The organism is Deinococcus rhizophilus (assembly GCF_030271215.1).
Lineage (GTDB): Bacteria > Deinococcota > Deinococci > Deinococcales > Deinococcaceae > Deinococcus > Deinococcus rhizophilus.
In genome coordinates this window covers 1-1,890 of the sequence record NZ_JASNGB010000296.1, presented here as the reverse complement: position 1 = coordinate 1,890, position 1,890 = coordinate 1, and the positions used below count along the sequence as shown (strand labels likewise).

3 protein-coding genes are annotated in these 1,890 nt (G+C 69.8%); 2 read left to right on the top strand and 1 reads right to left on the bottom strand.

Annotated elements, in window-relative coordinates; genetic code table 11:
- A partial coding sequence (locus tag QOL99_RS16750) for a glutamate ligase domain-containing protein (RefSeq protein WP_285525515.1) occupies positions 1-477 on the top strand: 477 nt, incomplete at its 5' end.
- A 63-nt stretch (positions 478-540) separates the two neighbouring features.
- Here the strand turns inward: QOL99_RS16750 and QOL99_RS16745 are convergent.
- Positions 541-792, bottom strand: a complete 252-nt coding sequence (locus tag QOL99_RS16745; protein ID WP_285525514.1) for a hypothetical protein — start codon at positions 790-792, stop codon at positions 541-543.
- Positions 793-1,055: 263 nt separating this feature from the next.
- Here QOL99_RS16745 and QOL99_RS16740 point away from each other — a divergent pair, with 263 nt between their 5' ends.
- Positions 1,056-1,445, top strand: coding sequence for a helix-turn-helix domain-containing protein (locus QOL99_RS16740; RefSeq protein ID WP_285525512.1), 390 nt, complete (start codon positions 1,056-1,058; stop codon positions 1,443-1,445).
- Positions 1,446-1,890: the final 445 nt, after the last annotated feature.

The following is a 1,890-nucleotide window of genomic DNA, read 5'->3' as shown; positions in this document are numbered from 1 at the left end:
TGGCGGCTGGGCGTGGGCGAGTCGGCCATTCGGGCCGGGGCCGCCAGGGTGATCTGGCCGGGGCGGCTGGAGGTGCTGCCGTGGCAGGGCGGGCAGGTGCTGCTGGACGGGGCCCACAACCCCGCCGGAGCACAGGCCCTCGCGGCGGCGCTGGGGGAGCTCGGTGCTGGAGCCCTGCCGGTGATCTTTGGGGCAGCGTCGGGCAAAGACGTGGCCGGAGTGGCGGCGGCGCTGCGGGAGATCGCCTCGGAGGTGATCCTGACCCGCGCCCAGCTCAGTCCCCGCGCCGTGCCTCCGGCGGAGCTGGCCCCCAGTTTCGCGGGCCTCCCCCTGCGGCTGGCCGACTCACCCCGGGAAGCCCTGGCCCTGCTGCCGGATGGCGAAATGGCCGTCGTGTGCGGCAGTCTCTACCTGATCGGTGAGGTGCGGCCCCTGCTGCTGGGCGAGGGAACCGAGCACCGGGAACGCTGGCAGTAGGCGGGGGCTCCAGTGCAGCAGAAGGCCCCCGAACCGGAGCCGGGGGCGCGGGAAAGGCGGGGATCAAACGGCGTGTCTGCGTTCAGCCTGGGTGACGAGGTAGGCGCGGGTGGCGCTGAGCCACGCCTGGGCCAGCGGGCTCTGGGGATGCTGGCGGTCTTGCAGGGCCCGCAGCCCGATGCTGAGATGGCGCTCAATCTGCCGGATGGCGCCCAGCCCCCCCTCGTTCTCGGCCTCGATCAGGGTGTTCAGGACGGTGGTGGGGTGGGCCTGACCGCTGCGGAGACTCGCGGCGATGATGTCGAATGCACGCATGGGGCCCTCCTGGGGCAAAACCGGCCGCCGGGGCTGGGTGGAAACAGGGGCGGAACAGTGGCCCTGATGCTAGCAGGCTGCCTCGGCACAGGCAAGAAGCGTATGCCTTTATTCTGTATTGACCGTACCAGGGGGCGGTGTTACACTCCGACTGGGAACGTCCGGTTCTGCCCACAGGCAATTCGCCTGCCCGGAGCGGGGGGCGTCCCAGGCGACCGCCGCCCTACCCGGGAGGTGCGCCGCCGCAGCCAAGGAGGTGAATGATGAAACTGCATGAACGGCTCCGCGAACTGCGCAGCGAACGCGGGCTGCGGCTCAAGGACGTCGCCGAGAGCGCCGGAATCAGCGTGCCCTACCTCAGCGACCTCGAGCGGGGGCGCACCAACCCCAGTCTGGAGACCCTCCAGACGCTGGCGGGTGCGTATGCCATCACGGTCCACGACCTGCTGGAAGGCGTCGAGTTCTACGGCGACTCCACCGAGGGGGCGCTGCCCAAGGGGCTGGCCGACCTGGTGGCCGACCCCACCCTGGGCGCCCAGCTCACGCCCGACTGGATCCGCACGCTGTCGCGCATCGAGTTGCGCGGCAAGCGGCCCCGCGACAAGGGCGACTGGTACGAGATCTACCTGCATCTCAAGCGAATCCTGGGCTAACCCCCATCGGAACAATGCCGGGCCGGGCAGCGACATGCTCCTGGCCCGTTCTTGTGCCGATTCTGAGCCCAATNGCGACAAGGGCGACTGGTACGAGATCTACCTGCATCTCAAGCGAATCCTGGGCTAACCCCCATCGGAACAATGCCGGGCCGGGCAGCGACATGCTCCTGGCCCGTTCTTGTGCCGATTCTGAGCCCAATCATACGGACTGCCGTCCACTTCCTTTCCTTCCGGGACACCACCGGAAGGAACTCCATCTCCCGGAACCCGCGCTTTCTTCTGCTCGCCTCCGCCCGGATGGAATCACTTCGTAGGCGACTCCGTCCGAGTCCGCATCAGGCAGCCAAGCTGCGCCCGGCGTCCGCGCCGCCCCGCGTGAGCAGCAGGGTCCCGGCGCCCCAGGCCCCGCCGACGAGGGCGACGACCAGCGCCAGCGGCGGGG